The 18,546-nt window shown below is 69.9% G+C and carries 17 protein-coding genes; 4 read left to right on the plus strand and 13 right to left on the minus strand.

The annotated features are described in order from the left end of the window. Positions 1–96: 96 nt before the first annotated feature. Both EL288_RS04685 and EL288_RS04690 read right to left on the minus strand, forming a co-directional pair. Entirely contained in the window at positions 97–1,482 is a 1,386-nt protein-coding gene (locus EL288_RS04685; protein WP_019247543.1) for an N-acetylmuramoyl-L-alanine amidase, read from the minus strand. Next, complete coding sequence (locus EL288_RS04690; RefSeq protein WP_003814329.1) at positions 1,413–1,949, minus strand: bifunctional alanine racemase/tRNA (adenosine(37)-N6)-threonylcarbamoyltransferase complex ATPase subunit type 1 TsaE; 537 nt, start codon at positions 1,947–1,949, stop codon at positions 1,413–1,415. The genes EL288_RS04685 and EL288_RS04690 overlap by 70 nt, the downstream gene beginning before the upstream one ends. Before the next feature lie 151 nt (positions 1,950–2,100). Here EL288_RS04690 and fumC point away from each other — a divergent pair, with 151 nt between their 5' ends. Then, positions 2,101–3,492, plus strand: a complete 1,392-nt coding sequence (gene fumC / locus EL288_RS04695; RefSeq protein WP_010929707.1) for a class II fumarate hydratase — start codon at positions 2,101–2,103, stop codon at positions 3,490–3,492. A 16-nt stretch (positions 3,493–3,508) separates the two neighbouring features. Here fumC and EL288_RS04700 read toward each other — a convergent pair whose 3' ends face one another. Further along, positions 3,509–4,489, minus strand: a complete 981-nt coding sequence (locus tag EL288_RS04700) for an AEC family transporter (RefSeq protein ID WP_003814325.1) — start codon at positions 4,487–4,489, stop codon at positions 3,509–3,511. 135 nt (positions 4,490–4,624) lie between these two features. Here EL288_RS04700 and EL288_RS04705 point away from each other — a divergent pair, with 135 nt between their 5' ends. Beyond that, on the plus strand, positions 4,625–5,608 hold the full coding sequence (locus EL288_RS04705) for a tripartite tricarboxylate transporter substrate binding protein BugE (protein WP_003814324.1): 984 nt from the start codon (positions 4,625–4,627) through the stop codon (positions 5,606–5,608). A 64-nt stretch (positions 5,609–5,672) separates the two neighbouring features. On the opposite strand, the gene EL288_RS04710 is transcribed toward EL288_RS04705, so the two are convergent. Continuing rightward, positions 5,673–6,572, minus strand: a complete 900-nt coding sequence (locus EL288_RS04710; protein ID WP_003814323.1) for a LysR family transcriptional regulator — start codon at positions 6,570–6,572, stop codon at positions 5,673–5,675. A 106-nt stretch (positions 6,573–6,678) separates the two neighbouring features. On the opposite strand from EL288_RS04710, the gene ggt reads away from it, so the two are divergent. Next, positions 6,679–8,433 carry a gamma-glutamyltransferase gene (gene ggt / locus EL288_RS04715; protein ID WP_003814321.1) on the plus strand — a complete coding sequence of 585 codons (1,755 nt, stop codon included), beginning with the start codon at positions 6,679–6,681 and terminating at the stop codon, positions 8,431–8,433. A 7-nt stretch (positions 8,434–8,440) separates the two neighbouring features. On the opposite strand, the gene EL288_RS04720 is transcribed toward ggt, so the two are convergent. The 3 genes from EL288_RS04720 to EL288_RS04730 are packed head-to-tail and all read right to left on the minus strand — an operon-like array spanning position 8,441 to position 12,304. Beyond that, positions 8,441–9,565: a CaiB/BaiF CoA transferase family protein gene (locus EL288_RS04720; protein WP_003814319.1), complete on the minus strand. Its 1,125-nt coding sequence runs from the start codon at positions 9,563–9,565 to the stop codon at positions 8,441–8,443. Positions 9,566–9,578: 13 nt separating this feature from the next. Beyond that, complete coding sequence (locus EL288_RS04725) at positions 9,579–10,559, minus strand: Bug family tripartite tricarboxylate transporter substrate binding protein (protein WP_003814318.1); 981 nt, start codon at positions 10,557–10,559, stop codon at positions 9,579–9,581. Between the two features lie 35 nt (positions 10,560–10,594). Next, positions 10,595–12,304 (minus strand): acyl-CoA dehydrogenase family protein, encoded by a 1,710-nt coding sequence (locus tag EL288_RS04730; protein WP_010927024.1) that lies wholly within the window; start codon positions 12,302–12,304, stop codon positions 10,595–10,597. A gap of 109 nt (positions 12,305–12,413) precedes the next feature. Here EL288_RS04730 and EL288_RS04735 point away from each other — a divergent pair, with 109 nt between their 5' ends. Next, on the plus strand, positions 12,414–13,316 hold the full coding sequence (locus EL288_RS04735; RefSeq protein ID WP_003814314.1) for a LysR substrate-binding domain-containing protein: 903 nt from the start codon (positions 12,414–12,416) through the stop codon (positions 13,314–13,316). Between the two features lies 1 nt (position 13,317). Here EL288_RS04735 and purU read toward each other — a convergent pair whose 3' ends face one another. The 6 genes from purU to EL288_RS04765 form a co-directional block, all read right to left on the minus strand. After that, entirely contained in the window at positions 13,318–14,172 is an 855-nt protein-coding gene (gene purU, locus EL288_RS04740; RefSeq protein ID WP_003814312.1) for a formyltetrahydrofolate deformylase, read from the minus strand. 46 nt (positions 14,173–14,218) lie between these two features. After that, on the minus strand, positions 14,219–15,328 hold the full coding sequence (locus EL288_RS04745; protein ID WP_033447117.1) for an NAD(P)/FAD-dependent oxidoreductase: 1,110 nt from the start codon (positions 15,326–15,328) through the stop codon (positions 14,219–14,221). Between the two features lie 10 nt (positions 15,329–15,338). Further along, positions 15,339–15,857, minus strand: a complete 519-nt coding sequence (locus tag EL288_RS04750; protein ID WP_003814305.1) for a flavin reductase family protein — start codon at positions 15,855–15,857, stop codon at positions 15,339–15,341. Between the two features lie 29 nt (positions 15,858–15,886). Then, on the minus strand, positions 15,887–16,519 hold the full coding sequence (gene pdxH / locus EL288_RS04755; RefSeq protein ID WP_003814302.1) for a pyridoxamine 5'-phosphate oxidase: 633 nt from the start codon (positions 16,517–16,519) through the stop codon (positions 15,887–15,889). Between the two features lie 71 nt (positions 16,520–16,590). After that, positions 16,591–17,250 (minus strand): gamma-glutamylcyclotransferase, encoded by a 660-nt coding sequence (locus EL288_RS04760; protein WP_003814300.1) that lies wholly within the window; start codon positions 17,248–17,250, stop codon positions 16,591–16,593. After that, complete coding sequence (locus EL288_RS04765) at positions 17,247–18,467, minus strand: MFS transporter (protein ID WP_003814298.1); 1,221 nt, start codon at positions 18,465–18,467, stop codon at positions 17,247–17,249. The genes EL288_RS04760 and EL288_RS04765 overlap by 4 nt, the downstream gene beginning before the upstream one ends. Positions 18,468–18,546 lie beyond the last annotated feature (79 nt).

Raw genomic sequence — 18,546 nt, forward strand, 5'->3', positions numbered from 1 at the left:
GGGTGCCTGTCCCAGCCGGGACAGGCACCCTGCTGTACGCCATCGACGCTTGACGGCCAAGGCGGTATCTGTCCCTGCCGGGGCAGGCGCCCCGGCTCAGCTCACGTCGCCTACGCGCGCCAGCGGCGGGTTGGCGGTGAAGTAGCGGTCGATGCCGGTCATCATGGCCTGCGCCAGCTTTTCCTGGTGCGCCGCGCTGCGCAGCAGGGCTTCTTCCTTCGGATTGCTGATGAAGGCCGTCTCGACCAGGATGGACGGGATATCGGGCGCCTTCAGTACCGCGAAGCCCGCCTGCTCGACCCGGTTCTTGTGCAGCCGGTTGATCTTCTTGATCTCGTCCAGGAAGGCGCTGCCGACCTTGAGCGAATCGTTGATCTGCGCCGTGGTGGACAGGTCCAGCAGCACCTTGGCCACCTGGCGGTCGTGGCTGCCGAGGTTGACGCCGCCGATCAGGTCGGCCGCGTTCTCCTTGTCGGCCAGCCAGCGCGCCTGCGTGCTGGATGCGCCGCGTTCGGACAGCGCGAACACCGACGAGCCGTTGGCCGTGGGCTTGATGAAGGCGTCGGCGTGGATGGACACGAACAGGTCGGCGCGCACGCGCCGCGCCTTCTGCACGCGCACGTGCAGCGGCACGAAGTAATCGTCGTCGCGCGTCAGATAGGCGCGCATGTACGGCTGGGCGTCGATCAGGGTCTTCAGCCGCCGCGCGATGCGCAGCACCACGTCCTTCTCGCGCAGGCCCGAGCGGCCGATGGCGCCGGGGTCCTCGCCGCCATGTCCGGGATCGAGCGCGATGGTCAGCATGCGCTTGCGGCTGGCCGAGCGGCCGGGCGCGGGAAGCGGCTTGATGGGCGGGGCGGGCAGCGCGGGCGCCGGCTCCTGGCCGCGGGCCAGCGGCGCGGCCGGCTGGTCGGGCGCGGGCTGGTTGCGCGCGATCTCGTCGAGCACGCGCGCCAGCGGGTCGTCGACATCGGGCCCGGACTGCTTGTTCAGGATCGCCATCAGCGGGTCCTGCGCCACCTTCGGGTACAGGTCCAGCACCAGGCGGTACTGGTAGTCGGCCACCGGCTTGAGGGTGAACACCTGGGGCGCCACCGACTGCTTGAGGTCGAATACCAGGCGCACCACGTTGGGCCGGTTCTGCGCCACGCGCAGGCCCTGGATGTACGGGTCGTCGTGCCGCACCTTGGACACGAGGTCGTTGAGGGCGGCATTGACCGACAGGCCTTCGATGTCGACCACCAGGCGGTGGGGGTTCTCCAGCGTGAAGTGTTCCGCCTTGAGCTCGCTGTCGAGCTCGAGCGTGACGCGCGTGTACTCATCGGCCGGCCAGGTGCGCACGGCCAGGATGGTGGCCGCATGCGCCAGGCGGGGAACGACAGGGAGGACGAGCAGGGTCGCGGCGACGCTGATCAGGCGTCGGCGGGCGGCGGCGCGGGGAGAGAGCGCGCCGTGGGCGGGGGGACAATCGCGTTCAACCATGTTTGTCCTCGGGCGGTATGGGCGGTCAGGCTGGCGTCCCGTCCCTGGTCCGCGTAAGCCAGGGAGATCAGCAGGTCCGGAGGGGGCAGCAAGCCTGCCGCGCGCTCCGGCCATTCGATCAAAACTACCGCGTCGTCACGCAGTAAATCTCGGAAACCGGCGTCCAGCCATTCGCGCGAATCGCTAAACCTATAAAAATCAAGGTGATAGAAGTATAAGTTAGAAACTTTATAGGATTCAAGCAGCGCGTAGCTGGGACTCTTGATCCGGCCCTGGATGCCGCATTCACGCAACAGTGCGCGCGTGAAGGCCGTCTTGCCGGCGCCCAGGTCGCCTTGCAGGTGGATCTGTCCCCCCGGCTGGCCGCCGCGCCGCCCGTCGACCAGCGGCGCAAGCTGGCGCGCCAGGTCTTCGGTGGCGGCTTCGTCGGGCAGGTGCAGGCAGAGGGTGGTCGGTGGGGCGGACATGGCGGGTCTCGAGTGGTAAAACGCAAGGCGTGGAGCGGATTATAGGAAGCGTGCTTTCTGCTACGCTTGCCGACAGGATTGATTCTCGTTCATCTATTGCCGGATGCGTCCGGCAACCCGACCAACTCGCCGCAAACGGAGCTGTACCGCCATGAAAACCCGCACCGAAAAAGACACTTTCGGCCCGATCGAGGTGCCCGAGCAGCACCTGTGGGGCGCGCAGACCCAGCGCTCGCTGCATTTCTTCGCGATCTCGACCGAGAAGATGCCGGTGCCGCTGGTCGCCGCCATGGCGCGCCTGAAGCGCGCCGCCGCCAAGGTCAACGCCGAGCTGGGCGAGCTGGATCCGCAGGTCGCAGACGCCATCATGCGGGCCGCCGATGAGGTGATCGCCGGCAAGTGGCCCGACGAGTTTCCGCTGTCGGTCTGGCAGACCGGCTCGGGCACGCAGAGCAACATGAACATGAACGAGGTGCTGGCCAACCGCGCCTCCGAGCTGCTGGGCGGCGAGCGCGGCGAAGGCCGCAAGGTGCACCCCAACGACCACGTGAACCGGGGCCAGTCGTCCAACGATACCTTTCCGACCGCCATGCACGTGGCCGCCGCGGTCGAGGTCGAGCACCGCGTGCTGCCCGCCCTGAAGGCGTTGCGCGGCACGCTGGCCGCCAAGAGCGCGGCGTTCTACGACATCGTCAAGATCGGCCGCACCCATTTGCAGGACGCCACCCCGTTGACGCTGGGCCAGGAGATCTCCGGCTACGTGGCGCAGCTGGACCTGGCCGAGCAGCAGATCCGCGCGACGCTGGCCGGCCTGCACCAGCTGGCCATCGGCGGCACGGCGGTGGGCACCGGCCTGAACGCGCATCCGCAGTTCAGCGCCAAGGTATCGGCCGAACTGGCCCATGACACGGGCAGCGCGTTCGTGTCGGCGCCCAACAAGTTCCAGGCGCTGGCCTCGCACGAGGCGCTGCTGTTCGCGCACGGCGCCTTGAAGACGCTGGCCGCCGGCCTGATGAAGATCGCCAACGATGTGCGCTGGCTGGCCAGCGGCCCGCGCTCGGGCCTGGGCGAAATCAGCATTCCCGAGAACGAGCCGGGCAGCTCCATCATGCCGGGCAAGGTCAACCCGACCCAGTGCGAAGCCGTCACGATGCTGGCCGCGCAGGTCATGGGCAACGACGTGGCCATCAATGTCGGCGGGGCCAGCGGCAACTTCGAGCTGAACGTCTTCAAGCCGCTGGTGATCCACAATTTCCTGCAGTCGGTGCGCCTGCTGGCCGACGGCATGGTCAGCTTCGACAAGCACTGCGCGGCCGGCATCGAGCCCAACCGCGAGCGCATCACCGAGCTGGTCGAGCGTTCGCTGATGCTGGTGACCGCGCTCAACCCGCACATCGGCTACGACAAGGCCGCGCAGATCGCCAAGAAGGCGCACAAGGAAAACCTGTCGCTGAAAGAGGCGGCGCTGGCGCTGGGGCACCTGACCGAGGCGCAGTTCGCCGAGTGGGTGGTGCCGGGCGACATGACCAACGCGCGCCGCTAGAGCGGCGCCGGGCGCGTCAGTTGGGCGCGCCCAGCCCCGCGGCCGCGGTCAGCCAGAGCGGGATGGTCGCGGCCGAGGCCAGCGTGCCCAGCGAGATCAGCACCGCGACCATGCGGCCGTCGCCGCCCATGCGCATGGCCAGCACATACGCCGCCGAGGCGGTGGGCAGGGCGGAAAACAGCACCAGCATGCGCGTCTCCAGCGCCGGCAGCCCCAGCGCCCAGGCGATGCCCAGCGCCGCCGACGGCATGGCGGCCAGCTTGACCGCCAGCATCCAGCCGATCAGCCGGCCATGGCCCTTGCCGCCTTCCCAGGCGAGGCTGGCGCCCACGCACATGATGCCCAGCGCCAGGGCCGCCGCGCCCAGCCGCGCCATCACGGTGTCGATGGGCCCGGGCAGGCTCAGCCCGGCGAGGTTGCAGGCCAGGCCCAGCAGGGTCGAGACCAGCAGCGGGTTGCGCGCCAGCTCGCGCAGCAGGCCGTTGCCGCTGTGGCGCGCCAGGCCGTACACGGCGGCGACATTGGCCATGGGCACGGCAAAGCCCACGATCAGCGCCATGATGGTCTGGCCGGGGCCGCCGGCCAGGCTGGCGGCCAGGGCCAGGCCGATATAGGTATTGAAGCGGTAGCCGCATTGCGCCGCCGAGGCCAGCGCCACCGGCGCGGGCCTGAGCACGGGGCCGGCCAGCCAGGCCAGCGCCACGCCGCAGGCCATCAGGGCCGCGGTGGCCTGCAGCAGCTGCATGGCATGGCCGGCGCTGATGGGGGTGCGCAGGATGGACTGGAACAGCAGCGCGGGGAACAGCACGAAATACACCATGCGCTCGGTGCCGGCGAAGAATTCGCGGGAGAATCCCAGTTTGTGGCGCAGGGCCCAGCCCAGGGCGACGAGCATGAAATCGGGCAAAACCAGCAGGGCAACCGACATGGAACCTGGAAGGAAAATTGACAGGAGCGGCGCTTCCGCGTCGCGGCGCAAGCTGCTATTCTCCGACATTCTGGCAGCGCCTTGGCCATAAGCAATCCTTTGAAGGCGCGCGCCAACACTCAAAAAGGCCGCCGCACACCGGTACGCCCACCGCACAGCCGGCCCGTTACGCACGGCGCCGAAATCCCTGGAGGAAACAAACTCATGAATAAAGTACGCACCCTGGTTCAGGCCATTGCCGTGGCCACCGGCCTTGTCGCCGCCGCTGGCGCGCAGGCCGCCGATGCCTATCCCAGCAAGGCCATTCGCGTGATCGTTCCGTTTGCCCCGGGCGGCTCGACCGACATCATCGCCCGCCTGGTGACGCAGCGCATGAGCCAGGAGCTGGGCCAGCCCATGGTGGTGGAAAACAAGGGCGGCGCCGGCGGCGCCATCGGCGCGTCCGAAGCCGCGCGGGCCGAGCCCGACGGCTACACGCTGTCGATCGCCACCGTGTCGACCATGGCCGTCAACCCGGCCTGCCGACCCAAGGACCTGCCGTACGACCCGATCAAGGATTTCCAGCCGGTCACCAACTTCGCCAACACGGCCAACGTCGTGGCGGTCAATCCCAAGTTTCCCGCCAAGGATTTCAAGGGCTTCCTGGAAGAGCTCAAGAAGAACCCCGGCAAGTACTCGTATGGCAGCTCGGGCACCTGCGGCGTGCTGCACCTGATGGGCGAGTCGTTCAAGATGGCCACGGGCACCGATATCGTGCACGTGCCCTACAAGGGTTCGGGCCCGGCCGTGGCCGATGCCGTGGGCGGCCAGATCGAACTGATCTTCGACAACCTGCCGTCGTCCATGCCGCAGATCCAGGCCGGCAAGCTGCGCGCCATGGCCATCGCGTGGCCGACCCGCATCGACGCCATCAAGGACGTCCCCACGTTCGCCGATGCCGGTTTCCCGGTGCTGAACCAGCCGGTGTGGTACGGCCTGCTGGCGCCCAAGGGCACGCCGATGGATGTCGTGAACAAGCTGCGCGATGCCGCCGTGGTGGCCCTGAAGGACCCGAAGGTCATCAAGGCCCTGGACGACCAGGGCTCGGCGCCGTCGGGCAACACGCCCGAAGAGTTCGCCAAGGAAATCAAGGAGCAGTACGACTGGGCGCAGGACGTGGTCAAGAAGCAGAACATCAAGCTGGACTGATGGCTGCCTGACACCGTGCACGCCGAAAGCGCCCCGCGGGGCGCTTTTTTCTTGCGCGCGTTGTTTATTCCGGTTGCGGCGCGGGCTGCGCCTGCAGCACCGAGCAGGCCTGGCGCAGGCGCTCGATGAAGTCGTGGTGCAGGGTCGAGAGCGCGTCCTGGCTGCGGGTCATGACGCTGATGGGCACGCGCAGCGCCGGCTCCAGGCGCCGCAGCGCCATGCCGGGACGCAGCATGGCGCGCGCGGTGATGGCGTCGACCACGGCGTCGCCGCAACCGGCCTCGGCCAGCGCGCAGGCCACGTAGTGGGTCTGTACCTGGATTGCCACGCGGGGGGCCAGCCCTTGCGCGTCCAGCGCCATTTGCAGCAGCGAGCCCGAGGCATCGCGGGCGTCGAGCACGATGAGGGTTTCGCCGCCGAGTTCCTGCAGGCGCGTCGTGCCGGCGCCGGGGCGGCGGCTCAGGTGCACCAGTTCGGTATGGCCCAGGCTGGTGCGCGTCAGGCCGGGGTGGTCGTTGGCGTCGAAGGTAATGGCCAGGTCGAGCTCGTGCGCCAGCAGGCCCTGCACCAGCTCGGCGCTGTGATGGGTGTGGATGTCGAAGGTGATGCCGGGCTGGGCGTCGCGGCTGGCGCGCACCACGCCGGGCAGCAGGCCCAGGCCGAGAGCCGGCGCGCAGCCCAGCCGCAGGTGGCCGTGGGGGCGGTCGCGCAGGCTGGCGGCCAGCCTGCGCACGCTGCCGAGGTCCTGGTTCAGGCGCGCCACCTCGGGCGCCAGGATTTCGGCTTCGCGCGTGGCCACCAGGCGCCCCTTGACCCGCTCGAACAGCTTGAACCCGAGCTGGGCCTCGGCGTGCGCCAGCAGCTTGCTGGCCGCGGGCTGAGAAATATGCAGGGCCGCCGCCGCCTCGGTCAGCGACCCGGTACGGCGGATGGCCTCGAAGATCTCGATGTGGCGCAGGCGCATGGCTCAAACCCGGGATGGAAAATGCGATTCTATGCCGAGGCGGGTTCGCCGCTGCCGGACAGCCTGTTTATCATGTGCCGTTGGACCAGCCTGAGGAGGGGAGACCATGCCATTGCGGACGCTGTTGGCGGCGCTGTGCGCCGCCGCCATTTGCCAGGCGCCGGCCTGGGCGCGCGAGGCGCCGGGCGTGGCGCGCGAGGACGTCAATCCGGAGATCGCCAGCGCGCGCAGCGAGCGCGCGCAAGCGCACGCCCAGCGCTACATGATCGCCACCGCCAACCCGCTGGCCAGCGAGGCCGGCTACCGTATCCTGCGGGCCGGCGGCAGCGCCACCGACGCCATCATCGCCGCGCAACTGGTGCTGAACCTGGTCGAGCCGCAATCCTCGGGCATAGGCGGCGGCGCCTTCATGGTGCACTACGACCGCGGCGCCGGCGAGCTGCGCGTCTACGACAGCCGCGAGACCGCGCCCGCGGCTGCGCGGCCCGACCGCTTCCTGCGCGAGGGCAAGCCGCTGTCGTATGCCGAATCGGTCAACAACGGCCGCGCGGTCGGCACGCCGGGCCTGTTGCGCGGCCTGGAGCTGGCGCATCGCCAGCACGGCAAGCTGCCATGGCAGGCCCTGTTCGAGCCGGCCATCGCGATGGCCGAGCAGGGGTTCGCCGTGTCGCCGCGCCTGCACGAGTCCATCGCCGGCGACAAGGCGCTGGCGGCGCAGCCCGCGGCGGCGCGCTACTTCTACGGCCCCGACGGGCAGGCCTGGCCGGTCGGCCACCGGCTGCGGAATCCCGAGTTCGCGGCCACGCTGCGCAGCATCGCGCGCGAGGGGGCCGATGCCTTCTACCGCGGGCCGATCGCGCGCGACATCGTGGCGGCGGTGCGTGCCCATCCCACGCCGGGCGACCTGGCCGAGGCCGACTTGGCCGGCTACCGGGCCGTGGTGCGCGAGCCTGTGTGTGGCCTGTACCGGGGCTACCGCCTGTGCGGCGCGCCGCCGCCGAGCAGCGGCCCGCTGGCGGTGCTGCAGATGCTGGGCGAACTGGAACAGTACCCGCTGGCGCGCATGCGTCCCGGCAGTGTCGAGGCCGTGCATTATTTTTCCGAGGCCGGGCGGCTGGCCTTCGCCGACCGAGACTTCTACGTGGCCGATCCGGCCTTTGTCGATGTTCCGGTGCGGGCGCTGCTCGATCCCGCCTACCTGCGCCAGCGCGGCGCGCTGATCCGCCCCGACCGCAGCATGAAGACGGCCCTGCCGGGCGATCCGCAGGGGCTGCTGGCCGAACGCGCGCGCGACGACGCCATCGAGGTGCCCTCGACCAGCCACCTGGTGGCGGTGGATGCCGCGGGCAACGTGGTTTCCATGACGTCCACCATCGAGGCCGCGTTCGGCAGCAAGATCTTCGTGCGCGGTTTCCTGCTCAACAACGAGATGACGGACTTCTCGTCCTCCTACCGCGATCCGGAAGGGCGGCTGGTCGCCAACCGGGTCGAGCCGGGCAAGCGGCCGCGCAGCTCGATGGCGCCCATGATCGTGTTTCGCGCCGGCAAGCCCGTGCTGGCGCTGGGTTCGCCCGGCGGCAGCGCCATCATCAACTACGTGGCCAAGACGCTGGTCGGCGTGCTCGATTGGAAGCTGGACGTGCAGCAGGCGATCGCGCTGCCCAACCTGGGCAGCCGCAACAAGGAAACCGAGCTCGAGCGCGGCACGGCGCTGGAAGCGCTGGCCCCGGCGCTGCGGCGCATGGGCCATGAGGTGCGCATCACCGATTTTCCCAGCGGAATCCAGGGCATCGTGATCGGGCCGCACGGCCTGGCCGGCGGCGCCGATCCGCGCCGCGAAGGCCTGGCGCTGGGCGACTGAGGGCGGTTCAGGCCCCGGCCGGTTCCTGCAAGGCCGGCGGCACGCTGCGCAGGCGCGCGGGGGTGCGCGACAGCTTGATGGGCGAGGCGATGCCCCGGTAGTCGCCGGCTTCCAGCAGCATGCCGCGGTGGCGGGCGTGCGGATGGTCGAGCGCCTGCGCCACGTCCAGCACGGCCGCGGCCGGCACGCCCAGCCGCAGCAGGCGCTCGGCCAGCGAGGCCGCTTCGTGCGGCCGCAGCAGTTCGGTCAGCGCGGCGCACAGGGCGTCGCGATGCGCCAGGCGCTCGGCGTTGCTGGCAAAGCGCGCGTCCTGCGCCAGTTGCGGGGCGCCCAGCGCGTCGGCCAGCGCCGCGAACTGGCGGTTGTTGCCCACCGCCAGGAAGATCGGCCCGGCGCCGGTGGGCAGGGTTTCATACGGCGCGATGTTCGGATGCGCGTTGCCGGTGCGCGTGGGCACCCGGCCGCTGTAGAAGTAGTTCGGCGCGTGCGGATGCAGCAGCGACAGCGCGCAGTCGTACAGCGTGATGTCCAGGAACTGGCCCAGGCCACTGCGCTGGCGCTCCTGCAGGGCCAGCAGCACGGCGACGGCCGCGTTCAGGCCGGTCACCATGTCCACGACCGGCAGGCCCACCCGCGTGGCCGGGCCGTCGGCCTCGCCGTTGACGCTCATCAGCCCGCACATGGCCTGGGCGCAGGCGTCGTAGCCCGGCAGGCCGCCCAGCGGGCCGTCGGCGCCGAAGCCGCTGACGCGGCAATGCACCAGGCGCGGAAAGGCCTGGCTCAGCGTGTCGTAGCCCAGCCCCCACTTCTCCAGCGTGCCGGGCTTGAAATTCTCCACCAGCACGTCGGCGTCGGCCAGCAGGCCGCGCAGCAGCTCCTGGCCGGCAGGCTGCGACAGGTCCAGCGCCATGCCACGCTTGTTGCGGTTGACGCCGATGAAGTAGGAGGCGGTCTGGCCGGAGAACGGCGGCCCCCAGCCGCGCGTCTCGTCGCCGCCGGGCGGTTCGATCTTCAGCACGTCGGCGCCGTGGTCGGCGAGGATCTGGGTGCAGTACGGGCCGCCCAGCACGCGCGACAGGTCGATGACGCGGCAGCCTTGCAGGGCGCCGGGGGGCAATGCGGCAACAGCCATGGTGGATACGCCTTTAGTCCAGGGAAATCTGCGCGGCGCGGATCAGCTCGCCCCACTTGTCGACTTCCTCGTTGATGAAGCCGGCCAGGGCCTGCGGCGTGCGCTCGGGCGCCGGCACGATGCCTTGCTTGCGCAGCGTGTCGCGCACTTCGGGCGCGTCCAGCGCGGCGATGAAGGCGGCGTTCAGTTTCTGCACGATGGCGTCGGGCGTGCCCTTGGGCGCCACGATGCCGAAGAATACGCTGACGTCGTAGCCGGCCAGCCCCTGTTCGGCAATCGTGGGCAGCTCGGGCAGGGCCTGCGAGCGCTGCGCGCTGGCCAGGCCGATGGCCTTCAGCTTGCCGGCCTGTATGTGCGGCAACGCGGTAAGGATGTCGGTGAACGACATCGAAACCTGCCCGCCCAGCAGGTCGTTCAGGGCCGGGCCGGTGCCCTTGTAGGGCACGTGCAGGATGCGCGTGCCGGCCATGCGGTTGAACAGCACGCCGGCCAGGTGCGAGGAGGCGCCGTTGCCCGAGGACGCGTAGCTCAGCTTGTCGGGATTGGCCTTGGCGTAGGCGATCAGTTCCTGCACGTTGTTGGCCGGCACCGAGGGATGCACCACCAGGATGTTGGGCAGGTGGCCGATGCGCACGATGGGCGCGAAGCTGGTGCGCGGGTCGTAGTTCTGTTTCTTGTACAGGCTGATGTTGATGGCCAGCGGGCCCGAGGTGCCGAACAGCAGCGTATAGCCGTCGGGCTTGGCGTGGGCCACCAGTTCGGCGCCGATATTGCCGCCCGCGCCGCCGCGGTTTTCCACCACCACGGTCTGGTCGAGTTGCGTTTTCAGGCCTTCGGCCAGCCGGCGCGCCATGGCGTCGGTGGGGCCGCCGGGCGGGAAGGGAACGACCAGGGTGACTGGCCGGTCGGGGTAGTCGGCCAGCGCCGGCGCGGCGGCGCCGCCCAGCAAGGCCAGGCCGGCGGCCAGGACGAGGCTGCGAATCAGCTGTTGCATGGTATGTCTCCGTCGTTGTTATGTGGGAACCGCCGCTACAGCGCGGTCTGCAGCACGGCGCGGCACGCCGCGTCGTCGTCGGCGGGCAGCGCGCAAGGGTCGCGGGGAGCGAGCCGGTGGCGCAGCGCCAGGTCGGCCAGCGCGGCGCGCGAGGCCAGTCGGGGATCGCGCGCCGCTTCCCAGCGCAGCGCGGCGATGGCGACGACGTGGTACAGGGCCGAGGCCGCCTGGCGCGCCAGGTCGTCGCGTTCATGGGCGGCCGCGTGCGCGGCCAGCGCATAGGCGCCGTCGAAGGCGCGCGCCTGGATCGGCGCCAGCTCGGGCGGGCACGGCGCGCCGGCGGCCAGCAAGGCCTGCACATGGCGCTGCAGCGCCGGCAGGGCGTCGGCCTTGCGGATGGCGCGCAGTACGTCCAGCGCCACGATGTTGCTGGTGCCTTCCCAGATCGAGCCGAGATGCGCATCGCGCATCAGGCGCGGCTCGACCCATTCTTCGATATAGCCGCAGCCGCCGCGGACCTCCATCGCGTCGCCGGTCACCTGGCGCGCGTCGCGGCAGGCGCGGAACTTGATCAGCGGCGTGAGGATGCGCGGCAGCGCCGCCTCGCCCTCGCCGCGGTCGGCGGCGGCCAGCGCCTGGGCGGTCTGGAACATGACGCTGCGCGCCTGCTCGGCGCGCATGGCCATCTTGGCCAGTTGCCGGCGCATCAGCGGCATGTCGATCAGGCGCTTGCCGAAGGCGCGCCGCTGCTGGGCGAAGAACACCGCCTCGGTCAGCGCGCGGCGCATCAGGCCGGCGGCGCGCATGCCGTTGGACAGGCGCGAGTTGTTGATCATGTCGGCCATGTGCTTGAATCCCTGGCCGCGCTGGCCGACCAGCCATGCCAGCGCGCCTTCCAGGCGGATCTCGCCGCTGGCCATCGAGCGCGTGCCCAGCTTGTCCTTCAGGCGCAGGATGCGGTAGTGGTTGGGGCTGCCGTCGGGCAGGCGGCGCGGCAGCAGGAACAGCGACACGCCGCGCAGGCCTGCGTTGGGCTCGCTGCGCGCCAGCACCATGGCAAAGCCGGCATCCGGGTTGGAGCAGAACCACTTGTCGCCATGCAGCGCCCAGCGCCCGTCGGCCTGCGCCTGGGCGGTCACCGTGGTGGCGCTGACGTCCGAGCCGGCGCCTTGTTCGGTCATGAACATGGCGCCTTGCTGCAGCTGGTCGAAATCCTGCGTGATGACTTGCGGCAAGACCTGTTCCACCAGCGCGGGGTCGCCGAACTTGCGCAGCGTGCGCGCCAGCGAGTCCGTCATGCTGACCGGGCAGCACAGGCCGAATTCGGCCTGCACGAACAGATGGCTGAGCGCGTACTTGGCCGCGGCGGGCATGGGGTCCGGCCAGCCGAGCACGCCGCCGCGATGCGACAGGGCCGCCAGGCCGAACTCGCTGTAGGCCAGGCGCTCCAGCTCCACATAGGCGGGATGCTTGTCGATGCGCGATTCGTCCGTGCCGGTGCGGTGCCGCACCGACAGCGTGGGCGGGTGGCGGTCGGCCGTCATGGCCAGTTCGTCCATGCGGCCGCCGGCCAGCGCGCCCAGGCGATCCAGGTGCGGCAACAGGTGGTCGCAGAGATCGGCGGGCAGGTAGCAGCGCGCCAGGCCGGCCGCATACGGATCGGCGCGGAACAGGTTCAGGCCGCGCGCGTCGGGCACCGGGCTGGCCGCCGTGGCGGACGTGTCGGTGGAGGAAAGCGTATCCATGGTGTCTCCCTTGCCGGATTCTTTGCCGCCATGGTCGCCCGTTCGATATATCTATACAAATACCGTTTTGGTGTAGAACAATACAATTAAAGTATGGATAGGAGGAGGCATGGACCTGGAGCCCCGTTTGCTGCGCTATTTCATCGCCGTGGCGCAGGAGCGCAATTTCAGCCGCGCCGCCCAGCGCCTGCATATCTCGCAGCCGCCGCTGAGCTACGCCATCCGCCAGCTGGAAACCCAGCTGGGCGCGCGCCTGTTCGAGCGTTCCAGCCGCCATGTGGCGCTGACCGACGCCGGCCGCGTGCTCTATGGCGAAGCGCTGTCGCTGCTGCGCCAGGGCGAGGAGGTGGGGCGGCTGGTGCGGCGCGCCGAGGCCGGGCTGCAAGGCCGCCTGCGCATCGGCTTCGTGGGGTCCATGCTGTACCGGGGCCTGCCCGACCTGCTGGCGGCCTTGCGCGCCGAACTGCCCGATGTGGAGCAGGTGCTGGCCGAGCGCAATTCGCACGACCAGCTCGAGGCGCTACGGCGCGGCGAGCTCGACCTGGGTTTCATCCATGCCAATCCGCCGCCCGAGGGTGTGAGCGCGCGCGACCTGGTGGCCGAGCCGTTCGTCGTCTGCCTGCCCGACACGCACCGCCTGGCAGGCCAGCGCTCGCTGCGCCTGGCCGACCTGGCCGGGGAGGATTTCGTGTTCTTCGCGCAGGCCGCCTCGCCCAGCTATTACGAGACGGTGTTGTCGCTGTGCGTGGCGGCCGGCTTTCACCCGGCGGTGCGCCACGAGGTGCGGCATTGGCTCAGCGTCGCGGCGCTGGTGGCCAGCGGGTTGGGGGTGTCCATCGTGCCGGCGTGCCTGGCGCGGGCCGGGCTGGCCGGCACCTGCTATGTGGCGTTCGAGCACCAGGCGCGCTCGGTGTGCCAGATCGCCTGGCCCAGCCTGGCGCCCACGTCCCTGCAGGCAACGGCCTTGCAGGCGGCCTTGCGCCATTTCGCGCCGCCGCCCGTGCGCGCCTAGTTCAGCGGAACACGACGGTCTTGCTGCGGTTGAGCAGGATGCGGTGCTCGACGTGGCTGCGTACCGCGCGCGACAGCACCAGCGATTCGATGTCGCTGCCCACCTGGGTCAGGTCGGCGGCCGTCATGGTGTGGTCCACGCGCTCGATGTCCTGCTCGATGATGGGGCCTTCGTCCAGGTCGGAGGTCACGTAGTGCGCGGTGGCGCCGATGATCTTGACGCCGCGCGCGTGCGCCTGGTGATAGGGGCGCGCGCCCTTGAAGCTGGGCAGGAAGCTGTGGTGGATGTTGATGGCGCGCCCGGCCAGCGCCTGGCACATGTCGGCCGACAGGATCTGCATGTAGCGCGCCAGCACCACCAGGTCGATCTGCTCGCGTTCCACCAGCTCCAGCACCTGGCGCTCCTGCGCGGCCTTGGTGTCGGGCGTGACGGGCATATGGTGGAACGGGATGCCGTATGACGCCGCCAGGCTGGCATAGTCGTTGTGGTTGGACACGATGGCGGCCACTTCGGCGCGCAGCTGGCCGCTGCTGACGCGAAACAGCAGGTCGTTCAGGCAGTGGCCCTGCTTGCTCACCATGATGAGCAGGCGCGCCTTGCGATGCGCGTCGTGGATCTGCCATTGCATGTCGTAGCCGTTGGCCAGCGCCGCGAACTGCTCGCGCAGCGCGCTTTCGGCCGCTGCGCGCGGCAGGTCGAAGTGCACGCGCAGGAAGAAGCGCCCCGTCTCTTCGTCGCCGAACTGCTGCGAATCCCGGATGTTGCACCCCAGTTCGAACAGCAGGCCGCTGACGCGGAACACGATGCCGGTGCGGTCGGGGCAGGACAGGGTCAGGATGTAGTCGTTGTGCTGCATGGTCGGAGAATATGGGGCAGGGGTTGGTACGGGCCGGCCGGCGCGCTCAGGCGGCCAGGCGGGCCAGGGTTTCTTCGGCGATGGCCAGGCTGGCCGTCAGCCCGGGCGATTCGATGCCGTACAGGTTGACCAGGCCGGCCACGCCATGGCTGGCGGGGCCGGCGATGGCGAAGTCGGCGGCCGGTTCGTGCGGGCCGGAGATCTTCGGGCGGATGCCAGTGTAGCCGGGCGCCAGCGCGCCGTCGGGCAGGGCCGGCCAGTAGCTGCGCACGGCGGCGTAGAAGACGTCGGCGCGGCGCGGGTCCAACGTGTAGTCTTCGGTGGCTATCCACTCGGTATCGGGACCGAATTTGGCCTGTCCGCCCAGGTCCAGCGTCAGGTGCACCCCCAGCCCGGCATGCTGGGGGACGGGGTAGATGAGGCGCGAGAACGGCGCCCGGCCGGCCAGCGTGAAATAGCTGCCCTTGCACAGGTATTCGGGCGGAATGCTGTCCCGCGGTATGCCCTCGATGCGGCGCGCCAGGCCGGGGGCGTGCAGGCCCGCGGCATTGATCAGCACCCGGCAGCTCAGCGTCATGGGCTCGGCGCCGCCGAAATCCAGCTCGAAGCCGCCCTCGGGGCGCACCCGGCCGGCTATCAGCGGAGTATGGAAAACCAATTGCGCGCCGTCGTTCTCGGCGTCGCCCTGATAGGCCAGCATCAGCGCGTGGCTGTCGACGATGCCCGTGGACGGCGATACCAGGGCCGCCGTACAGTGCAGCGCCGGCTCCAGCCGGCGCGCGGCGGCGCCGTCGATGTGCTGCAGGTCGTCGACGCCGTTGGCGCCGGCGCGCCGCGCGATGCTGTCGAGCTGGCTGGCTTCCGCGTCGGAGGTGGCGACGATCAGCTTGCCCAGCCGCTGGTGCGGCACGCCGCGCGCGGCGCAGTATTCGTACAGCAGGTGCTTGCCGCGCACGCACAGGCGCGCCTTGAGGCTGTCGGCCGGATAGTAGATGCCGGCGTGGATGACTTCCGAATTGCGCGAACTGGTGCCGGTGCCGATGCCCTCGGCCGCTTCGGCCACCAGGACCTCATGGCCGCCGGCGGCCAGGGCGCGCGCGATGGCCAGGCCGACCACGCCGGCGCCGATGACGATGCAATCGATGTCGGTGCTCATGGAGATTCTCTCAGCTGGAAGCGCCGCCATGCGGCGGCGTGAGATCGAAGCCGCCCGCGTGGAACACCAGCGGCGGCACGCCGCTGTGCCCGCAGTGCTCGACCTGCCCGACCATGATGATGTGGTCGCCTTCTTCGTAGCGGCTGCGGTTGCGGCACTCGAACCAGGCGGCGCAGCCTTCGCCCAGCATGGGCGTGCCGGCCGGCGCCTGCGCCAGCGTCAGCCCGGCGAAGCGCTCGGGCGTCTTGCCGGTGGCGAAGCGGCGCGCCAGCGCGATCTGGCTGGCCGAGAGCACGTTGACCACATAGCGCTGGCAGCGCTCGAAGGCCGCCAGCGAGGACGAGGTGCGCGCCAGGCTCCACAGGATCAGCGGCGGGTTGAGCGACACCGAGTTGAACGAGCTGACGGTCAGCCCGACAGGCTGGCCGTCCGGCCCGGCCGTGGTGACGACCGTGACGCCGGTGGCGAAACGGCCCAGCGCGGTGCGGAAGAAGGCGGCGTCAAAGGCGGGGGGGAAAGCTGCGGACATTCAGGCGGCGATGGCGGCAAAAGGGCGCGTCAGGGCGAGAGGCGATCGATGGTCCAGCCCTGTTTGCCGTCGGGCTCGTAGCGCAGCCGGTCATGCAGGCGCGACGGGCGGCCCTGCCAGAATTCGAAGCGGTTCGGCTTGAGGCGGTAGCCGCCCCAGTGCGGCGGACGCGGCGGATGCTCGCCGTAGCGGTCGCGGAACTCGCGCTCGCGCGCTTCCAGCTCGTCGCGGGTAATGGGCTGGCTCTGGCGCGAAGCCCAGGCGCCCAGGCGCGAGCCGAGCGGGCGGCTGTGGAAGTATTCGTCCGATTCGGCCGCGCTGACTTTCTCGATCACGCCTTCGATGCGCACCTGGCGCTCCAGCGGCTGCCAGAAGAACAGCAGGCTGGCGCGCGGGTTGGCGTCCAGGTCCAGGCCCTTGCGCGATTCGTAATTGGTGAAAAACACGAAGCCGGCGTCGTCGTAGCCCTTGATCAGCACGATGCGGGCGCTGGGCTGGCCCTCGGCGTTGACCGTGGCCAGGGTCATGGCGTTGGGTTCGGGCACCCGGGCCGCGACGGCTTCGTCGAACCAGCGCGCGAACTGCTGGAACGGCGAGGCGGCGGCCTGCTCTTCGACGAGAACGCCTTTTTCGTAACTCTGGCGCAGATCGGACACGGACATGGCTGTTGCGGAACCGGCTGGATGGAAGGCTGTCAGTGTACCGCCAACGCCGCGCCCGCGTGGGCGCGGCCCTATACGCCCAGCGGATGGACGTCGGCCTCCAGCTGGCGCGCGATCTGCTCCAGGCGCGCATCGCGGATGCCGGCCTGGCGCAGCGCCTGCGCCGTCTGCACCACGTACTCGGTGCAGGGGCCGTAGCGGCCCGAGGCGCGCCGCACGATGGCCAGCAGTTCGGGTTCGGGCAAGGCGCGGATATAGGCCGGGTTGGCGCGGTTCATGATGAACACCAGCGCGTTGACCGGACCGTGCTCGGTGGCGCAGCGCAGCCAGCGCGGCAGATAGGCGCCGGTGGACATCTCGCGGTCCCACAGCGCGGGGAAGTAATCGGGCACCTGCCGGCCGGCCAGGCGGTAGACCACGCCGCGGCACGAGCCGCCGCGGTCCAGCCCGAACACCAGCCCGGGGCATTCCGGCGTGCCGCGGTTCACGCGCGACCACAGGCACAGCGCCCGGTGATGACCGTGCAGGGTGGCCAGCCTGCGCTCGACGAAATCGAAGTCGGGCCGCCAGATCAGCGATCCATAGCCGTATACCCAGACGTCTTCGCCGTCGCGCCATTCGCGCAGCGCGGTGTCGAGCGAGGCGCGCCGCTCCTCGGCAGTCCAGAGGCGAAAGGGCAGCGCGGCGGCGCCGTGCGGATCGTGCGGGGACGGAGGGGACTGCGTATTCACGAAGACTTGGAGGAATCGGATTCTTGCGGGGGATTGCGGTTGGCCCAGCCGCCCGCCACCAGGGCGAGCGCATAGGCCCAGAACAAGGGCGCCACGCCAATTACCGCACCGAGCGCGCCGAACGTCAACGGCAGCGATACCTGCGAGGCGTTGATCAGCGCCATGCGCAGGCCCACGGCCTCGGCTGCGCGGCCGGGCGGCGAATACTGGTGCAGCAGGGACAGCATACTCGGCTGGCAGCAACCCAGCGCCAGTCCCAGGACGAACGACAGGCCGATCAGCATGCCTACGTCGGTGAAAAACGGATAAAGCAGGAAATCGATGGCGGCGGTGGCCATGGCGGCGCGCACCAGCGTCCACGAGCGCACGCGCGTCTGGATGAACGGCAGAACCAGGCGGATGACGAACGTTGCCGCCGCGAAGGCGGCAAGTATGACGCCGATGGTGGTGGCGGACAGGCCGATCGCCACGCCGAAGATGGGCACCACGAACAAATGCGTATCCCAGGCCCCCGACAGGATGGTGTTGACCATCAGGATGCGGCGCAGCGGCGGCACCGCCAGCAGCTCGGTGATGCGGCGCCGCTCGGCGGGGCGGTTGCTGCCCCCGGTCAGCGCGCCGTTCATGGTGCGCAGCGGTTGGCGCAGCAGGTACAGGCCCACCAGCGACAGCATGGGGCCGAGCGCCAGCATGCCGAACGCCAGGCGCGTGCCCAGGTGGTCGATCGCCAGGCCGGCGATCAGCGGACCGGAGAACCCGGAGGCGGCCAGCGCCAGCGACATCCAGGAGAAGTTGCGCAGCCGCTCGCGCGGCTCGGCGTGTCCCAGCAGGTCCTGCGTCGCTACCTGATGCAGCATGAAGCCGATACCGATGCAACACGACGCCACCAGCAGCGCCGCCTGGGTTTGCGAGACGAAGGGCAGGGCCGTGCCGAAGGTGACCAGCGAGGAGCCGATCACCAGCGGCCGCACGACGCCGATCTTGTCCACCCAGCGCCCGGCATGCACCGAAGCGAACATAGGCAGCACGGCGAACACCGCCACCAGCATGCCGACCGTGAAGGTCGACAGGCCCAGTTTCAGGGCGGTCAGCGAGACGGTGATGCGTCCCCCGGTAAGGGCCATGTGATTGAGCATGGCCAGCAGGCACAGATACCCTGCTCCCGAAAGTTCGGGGCCATGGGTCGGGCGCGAGGGGGTAGGGTCGGAGGTAGACACGGCGTAACTGCTTTCATTCTGTCCCTAACTTCGGCCTATGTCGAGCAGCCCGCCTCGCGCGCTCCGGCGCGCATGGCGC

This window comes from Bordetella bronchiseptica (assembly GCF_900636925.1).
GTDB lineage: Bacteria > Pseudomonadota > Gammaproteobacteria > Burkholderiales > Burkholderiaceae_B > Bordetella > Bordetella pertussis.